The organism is Neisseria sp. HMSC15G01 (assembly GCF_001808255.1).
In the GTDB taxonomy this organism is placed as follows: domain Bacteria; phylum Pseudomonadota; class Gammaproteobacteria; order Burkholderiales; family Neisseriaceae; genus Neisseria; species Neisseria subflava_A.
The window spans coordinates 20,875-27,380 of the sequence record NZ_KV792669.1 but is presented as its reverse complement, the minus strand read 5'-3'; the positions used below and the strand labels follow the sequence as shown (position 1 = coordinate 27,380).

Sequence of the window (6,506 nt, the reverse complement as noted above, 5' to 3'; positions counted from 1 at the left end):
ACCGGGGTTCGATTCCCCGTGGGCGTGCCAGTTTTCAAAAAAGCGCAATCTATTTTAGATTGCGCTTTTTTATTGCATTTACTGTTTGTGTTCTAAGGCCGTCTGAAACGCTTAGCAACTCAAGAGGCAGAAGTGTGTAAAATAAATCGCCCAGACTTTTTGTCGTCTATATGCGCTTTTCAATCTCATTTTACCATTGTCGAAACCCAATTTATTGACAACAGTATTCATCTTAAGAGTTCCTAAACCTGAATTTACATGATTTCATATTTATAATTTCTTGATTTTAGAAAATAAAAATATTTATTTGAACTTTTCTTAAAAAATGCCGTCTGAGATAAAGACAAGACGGAATATCTCTGTTAATGTGTAAATGTCAGCCGGCGTTTGCCGGTTTTTTATTGAAACCATTTGGGAGTCAATTATGAATATGAATGTTAAATTAATCGTTCCTGCCGTTTTGGCGGCTGTTGCCCTAACTGCATGTAGCAGCGGTTCTAAAGCCAAACCTGAAGCTAAAGCTGCGCCTACTGCGCAACAACAAGCTCAGGCTCAACAAGCTCAAGCTCCAGTGCCTAATACTTTGAAAGTAGACTCTATCGACGGTACTAAAGAAGTTCACTACAAATGCGGTAAAGACGGCAAAGAGCCTCTGAGCGTAATGTATGGCTTCAAAGGCAACGAAGTTGTTGCCGCCCAAGTAAAATACAAAGGCCAACTAACTGAAAACCTGTTCCGTATCACTGACAGCAGCAAAGACGTAAACGCATTCTGGGGCGGCAATGTCGCTTGGGTTGCTGAAGCAGCCACTGCAGCCAACGTAGACAAAGTTGATGGCAACATGTTGACTATCCGCGGTACTACCGAAGTAAACGGCAAACAAGAAGTGGTTGATCAAATCGTTACCCGCTTCTGCGCATTGGACAAAGGCGCGAAAGCTGCCGTTAAACCAGCTGCTAAAAAAGTGAAAAAATAATCTTTTACCGACAGCTTTAAACGCTGGGTAAAATAAAACAGGCCGTCTGAAAAGTTTTCAGACGGCCTGTTCTTTTGAGCAGTTTAACCTAAGAACCAGAATTTCAATGCCCACAACACGGCGACAATCCATACCATAGGCGGTACGTCTTGGGTGCGGTTGCACAAGAGTTTGATGAGTGCGTAGCTGATAAAGCCAAATGCAATACCGTCGGCAATCGAGTAGGTAAACGGCATGAAGACGATGGTCAGGAATGCCGGTGCGGCTTCAGTCATGTCGTCCCAATCGATTTCGCGCGCGCTGCGCAACATTTGCGCGCCAACATAGAGCAGGGCGGGTGCGGTAGCGAATGCAGGAATGCTTTGAACCAGCGGCGAGAAAATCAGACAGGCCAGCATCAGTACGCCGACGGTAACGGCAGTCAGGCCGGTACGGCCGCCGGCAGAAACGCCTGCCGCGCTTTCAACGTAAGGGGTAGTAGAAGAAGTACCCAAGGCGGCACCGGCGACGATGGCGGTTGAGTCGGCAAGCAGGGCGCGTTTCAAACGCGGCAGTTTGCCGTCTTGCAACAGGCCTGCGCGGTGTGAAACACCGACCAATGTGCCGGTAGAGTCAAACAGGTCAACCAGGAAGAATACAAAAATCACGCTGACCATGCTGACGGTGAACAAGCCTTTGAAGTCCATCTGCATGAATGTTGGCGCAATGCTTGGAATTTCGCCGACCACGCCTTTGAACTCGCTCAAGCCCAAGATGGTGGAGATAGCGGTCAGCGTCAGAATGGTAATGATGATGGAGCCTTTAACATGGAAGTGGCCAAGTGCAACCACCATCACAAAGCCTGCCATCGCCAGCAATGCGGTAGGCTGGTGGATATCGCCCAAGCCGACCAATGTGGCAGGATTGGCCACAATCACGCCTGCGCCTTTGAGCGCAATCAATGCCAAGAAGAGGCCGATACCTGCGGCAATCGACATTTTCAAGCCCATAGGCAGAGCGTTGACCAGCATTTCACGCACTTTAAAGAAGCTGAACAGGATGAAAATAATGCCGGAGATGAAAACAGCACCCAAAGCCACACGCCAGTCCACGCCCATGCCTTTGACGACGGCAAAGGTAAAGTAGGCGTTCAAACCCATGCCCGGAGCGAGGGCAATCGGGTAGTTGCCGACAAAGCCCATCACGAAACAGCCGATGGCGGAGGCGATACAGGTAGCCACAAATACTGCGCCCATATCCATGCCGGTTTCACCCAAAATCAGGGGATTGACGATGATGATGTAGCACATGGCGAGGAAGGTTGTCACACCGGCCATAATTTCCGTGCGGACGTTGGTCTGATTGGCGTTGAGGTTGAATAATCTTTCCAAAACGCTTTGATTTGAAGAACTCATTCGAGATATTCCTTTGGGAAAGCCGTTCAAGGACGGAATCAGCGGATTTAACTGCAGGAAGCTCGGATTTTAGCCTTAACTTCTCAACAGATAAGGGAATTTTCGGGCGGTATTATACTGAAAAGCCTTTTGTTCGGGTAATAAAAATACATGAATCAGATAATGCCCGGCCGAACCAAGATAAAGGCCGTCTGAACAGTTTCAGACGGCCTTTGTTTGTGTGTGTTTATACCGGTTTGCCTTTCAGGGAGAAGGTGTAGGCTTCGGTGATTTCCAGATCGATCATTTGGTTGATCATGTCGGGCGTGCCGGTAAAGTTGACCACACGGTTGTTGGCGGTACGGGCTTGCAGTTGGTCAGGGTCTTTTTTGGAGATACCTTCAACCAAGCAGCGTTGAACCGTGCCGATCATGGTTTGGTTGATGCGCGCGGTTTCGGCTTCGATGACTTCGTTCAAAGCTTCGAGGCGACGCACTTTTTCTTCATGCGGCGTGTCGTCGTGCAGGTTGGCGGCAGGCGTGCCTGGGCGCGGACTGTAAATAAAGACGAAGCTCAAGTCGAAGGCGATGTCTTTGACCAGTTTCAAGGTTTGCTCGAACTCGCGCTCGGTCTCGCCCGGGAAACCGACGATAAAGTCGGAGCTGAGGCACAAATCAGGACGGATGGCACGCAGTTTGCGGATGATGGATTTGTATTCCAAGGCGGTGTAGCCGCGTTTCATCGCGCTCAATACGCGGTCGGAACCGCTTTGAATCGGCAGGTGCAGATGGGAAACCAGCTTCGGCAGGTCGCGGTAGCACTCGATAATCGCGTCGGTAAATTCGCGCGGATGGCTGGTGGTAAAGCGCAGACGTTCGATGCCCGGGATTTCGTGGACGATGCGCAATAAAGTGGCAAAGTCGCAGATTTCGCCGTTTTCCATTTCGCCGCGATAGGCATTGACGTTTTGGCCTAAGAGGTTGATTTCTTTAACGCCTTGTTGCGCCAAACCGGCAATTTCAGTCAATACGTCGTTAAGTGGGCGGGAGAATTCTTCGCCGCGGGTGTAGGGGACGACGCAGTAAGAGCAGTATTTGGAGCAGCCTTCCATAATGGAAATGAATGCCGAACCGCCTTCTACGCGCGCAGGCGGCAGGTGGTCGAATTTCTCGATTTCGGGGAAGGAAATGTCGATTTGAGACAGGCCGGTGGTTTCTTTGTCGACGATGAGTTTGGGCAGGCGGTGCAGCGTTTGCGGGCCGAAAACCACGTCCACATACGGAGCGCGTTTGACGATGTTTTCGCCTTCTTGAGAGGCAACGCAGCCGGCAACGCCGATGATGAGGTCGGGATTTTTTTCTTTAAGCGGGCGTACGCGGCCCAAGTCGGAGAAGACTTTCTCTTGCGCTTTTTCACGCACGGAGCAGGTGTTGAACAAGATGATGTCGGCGTCGTCAGGTTGGGTAACCTGCTCGATACCGCCGTGTTCTTCGGCGAGGACGGACAGCATTTTTTCGCTGTCGTACTCGTTCATTTGGCACCCGAAGGTGCGGATAAATACTTTTTTCATGGTTTGTTTTGATTGATTTGCTTGTTGTAAAAGGGTTCAGACGGCCTGTGCAATACTCTGGCCGTCTGAAAAATTATTCTTCCGCCTTTTTCTGCTTTTTGGCGTGTTCGATGAACCTGTCGGCTTCGGCGTCGGTCAAAATCCAGATTTCGCGGACGAGGCGGCTCTCTTCGTTGTATTTGAACGCAACGGCTTTGCCGGTTTGATTCAGCAGGCGGCCCATGGGGATGAAACGGTCGTTTTCATCGTGGATTTTGGTAAAGCGGGTGATTTGCAGTTTGGCTGCGTTGCCGTCCACAATGCCCAAGGTCAGCAGGCGCGTCCAAGAAAAACCGCCTTTGCTGACTTTCAGATAAGGCAGATCGACAGTTTTTAAAACGGCCACGTCCATATCATCAGGCAGGCTGCGTTGTGCATGGACGAGGGAGGACGCCAAAAGGGCGAGGCTGAGTATGAGTCCGCGTAACATGATGCTTTTCTTTTATTGTTTCAATAGGTCGCGGATTATAGCACAAGCAGGAAAAATGTGGATAGAGTGTTTGTTTTTAAAGAATAATTTTGATTTTGCGCCCGATTCTTATTTTGAAGCTTGGGCCGTCTGAAAAGGATTTGGTGTTAAAATGGCTCCGATTTGATTTTCAGACGACCTCTTACGAAAGAATTGACCATGAACCGTAATGAAAGCTTGTTCAATCGCGCCAAAGCCATTATTCCCGGCGGCGTGAACTCTCCTGTGCGCGCATTCGGCAGCGTCGGCGGTGTGCCGCGCTTTATCAAAAAGGCAGAAGGCGCGTATGTTTGGGACGAAAACGGCACGCGTTATACCGACTATGTCGGCTCTTGGGGCCCTGCGATTGTCGGCCATGCCCATCCTGAAGTCATTGATGCCGTGCGCGAAGCAGCATTGGGCGGTTTGTCGTTTGGTGCGCCGACTGAAGGCGAAATTGTCATTGCCGAAGAAATCGCCAAAATCATGCCGTCCGTCGAGCAGCTGCGCCTTGTCAGCTCCGGCACGGAAGCAACGATGACCGCCATCCGTCTGGCACGCGGTTTTACCGGCCGCGACAAAATCATCAAGTTTGAAGGCTGCTACCACGGCCATTCCGACAGCCTGTTGGTGAAAGCAGGCAGCGGCCTGCTGACGTTTGGCAATCCTTCTTCCGCCGGTGTGCCTGCCGACTTTACCAAACATACTTTGGTACTCGAGTACAACAATATCGCCCAACTGGAAGAAGCCTTTGCCCAAAGCGGCAATGACATTGCCTGTGTGATTTTGGAGCCTTTTGTCGGCAATATGAATCTGGTTAGGCCGTCTGAAGCCTTTGTCAAAGCCTTGCGCGAATTAACTGAAAAACACGGTACCGTGTTGATTTACGACGAAGTGATGACCGGCTTCCGTGTGGCGCTGGGCGGTGCGCAATCTTTGCACGGCATCAAACCTGATTTGACCACCATGGGCAAAGTGATCGGCGGCGGTATGCCTTTGGCGGCGTTTGGCGGCCGTAAAGACATTATGGAATATATTTCCCCATTGGGCGGCGTGTATCAGGCAGGTACATTGTCCGGCAATCCGATTGCGGTTGCCGCCGGTTTGAAAACGCTGGAAATCATTCAGCGCGAAGGCTTCTATGAAAACCTGACTGCCCTGACCCAACGCCTTGCCAACGGTATTGCCGATGCGGCTAAAGCACATGGTGTTGAATTTACGGCGGATAGCGTGGGCGGTATGTTTGGTTTGTATTTTGCCAGCCATACGCCGCAAAACTATGCCGACATGGCGCGTTCCAATATCGACGGTTTCAAACATTTCTTCCATGGTATGCTCGACCGCAATGTCGCATTCGGCCCGTCAGCTTACGAAGCCGGTTTTGTTTCCGCCGCGCATACGCCTGAGTTGATTGACGAAACCATTGCTGTGGCACACGAAGTGTTCAAAGAAATGGTGAAATAAAAGTTGAAGCTGTAATGTGAAATGAAAAAAGGCCGTCTGAAAAATATTCAGACGGCCTTTCGCTATTTTAAATAAATGCTTGATTATGCTTCTTCGGCTTTGCTGCGGATAATCAGCAGAGGCAGGTGGCTTTGACGCATTACGGTTTCGGCGAAGCTGCCCATCAGCAGGTGCATCAGGCCGGTGCGGCCGTGTGTGCCGAGTACCAGCAGGTCTGCACCGTTGTTGTCGGCGTAGTCAACCAAGTCTTGCGCCATTTCGCGCGCGCCTTTGTTGGCAACCAACAGGTGTTTCACGATGTTTTCAACGCCGCTTTCACGCGCTGTTTTTTCTGCGAAATCCAAAACTTCGTTGCCTTGGGCCACTGCGGCGGCTTCGTAGCTTTCGTGTTGCAGGAATTCAGGAGCCAAAGCCATGTATTCGGCAGGGTTGGCAACGTGAACCAAAGTCAGTTGGGCTTTGTTGAGGCTTGCCAGTTCGGCGGCGTGTTTCAATGCATTGAGGGAGGTCTCGCTACCGTCAACGGCTACAACCAGATGTTTGTACATATTTATTCTCCTTTTGCGCCGAGTAGCGGCACTTTCGTTTAATATGAAATCAGAACTTGTCTGAATGTGAAACGATTATAAACTCTTT

Annotated in this window: 6 protein-coding genes; 2 read left to right on the top strand and 4 right to left on the bottom strand. The window is 50.3% G+C overall.

Annotated elements, in window-relative coordinates:
* Positions 1–424: 424 nt before the first annotated feature.
* A complete protein-coding gene (locus tag HMPREF3139_RS02805) occupies positions 425–976 on the top strand; it encodes a hypothetical protein (protein ID WP_070460629.1) in 552 nt (183 codons plus the stop codon).
* Positions 977–1,059: 83 nt separating this feature from the next.
* Here HMPREF3139_RS02805 and HMPREF3139_RS02800 read toward each other — a convergent pair whose 3' ends face one another.
* The 3 genes from HMPREF3139_RS02800 to HMPREF3139_RS02790 form a co-directional block, all read right to left on the bottom strand.
* Positions 1,060–2,370: an NCS2 family permease gene (locus HMPREF3139_RS02800; protein ID WP_070460344.1), complete on the bottom strand. Its 1,311-nt coding sequence runs from the start codon at positions 2,368–2,370 to the stop codon at positions 1,060–1,062.
* Positions 2,371–2,596: 226 nt separating this feature from the next.
* Positions 2,597–3,919 carry a tRNA (N6-isopentenyl adenosine(37)-C2)-methylthiotransferase MiaB gene (gene miaB / locus HMPREF3139_RS02795; protein ID WP_003684389.1) on the bottom strand — a complete coding sequence of 441 codons (1,323 nt, stop codon included), beginning with the start codon at positions 3,917–3,919 and terminating at the stop codon, positions 2,597–2,599.
* Between the two features lie 73 nt (positions 3,920–3,992).
* Positions 3,993–4,388: a hypothetical protein gene (locus HMPREF3139_RS02790; protein WP_070460342.1), complete on the bottom strand. Its 396-nt coding sequence runs from the start codon at positions 4,386–4,388 to the stop codon at positions 3,993–3,995.
* A 198-nt stretch (positions 4,389–4,586) separates the two neighbouring features.
* On the opposite strand from HMPREF3139_RS02790, the gene hemL reads away from it, so the two are divergent.
* On the top strand, positions 4,587–5,870 hold the full coding sequence (gene hemL / locus HMPREF3139_RS02785) for a glutamate-1-semialdehyde 2,1-aminomutase (RefSeq protein ID WP_070460340.1): 1,284 nt from the start codon (positions 4,587–4,589) through the stop codon (positions 5,868–5,870).
* A gap of 83 nt (positions 5,871–5,953) precedes the next feature.
* Here the strand turns inward: hemL and HMPREF3139_RS02780 are convergent, their stop codons facing one another.
* On the bottom strand, positions 5,954–6,418 hold the full coding sequence (locus tag HMPREF3139_RS02780) for a universal stress protein (protein WP_003680896.1): 465 nt from the start codon (positions 6,416–6,418) through the stop codon (positions 5,954–5,956).
* Positions 6,419–6,506 lie beyond the last annotated feature (88 nt).